General features: G+C 74.3%; 1 pseudogene. It reads right to left on the bottom strand.

The window, feature by feature from the left end:
- Positions 1-303, bottom strand: a pseudogene (locus OO48_RS34145) (discoidin domain-containing protein); the annotation flags it as partial.

Raw genomic sequence — 303 nt, 5'->3', positions numbered from 1 at the left:
CAGTAGGTGGTGGCGTCACCGTCGACCGCGTTGCCCGGCCCGTAGGTCTGGCTGGTGCCGGACGCGGTGGCCGGGCGGCCCTGGGCCAGGTTGCCGGTGGCGGCCGGGCAGGTCGGACCGGTGGAGGCCGAGGCCGACGGGGACGGCGAGGAGGACGGGGACGAGGACGGCGAGGAGGTGCCGTTGCCGCCGCCGAACACCTGCAGTTCGGAGAGCTGTCCGGCGGGCCAGCCGGTGTTGCCGGTGACGGTCAGTCGCAGGTAACGGGTGGGCGTGGCGGGGAGGTTGACGGTGACGGTGTTG

Origin of the sequence: Kitasatospora phosalacinea, assembly GCF_000716545.1 — a bacterium.
Taxonomy (GTDB): domain Bacteria; phylum Actinomycetota; class Actinomycetes; order Streptomycetales; family Streptomycetaceae; genus Kitasatospora; species Kitasatospora phosalacinea.
This window is presented reverse-complemented; position numbering and strand designations above follow the sequence as displayed.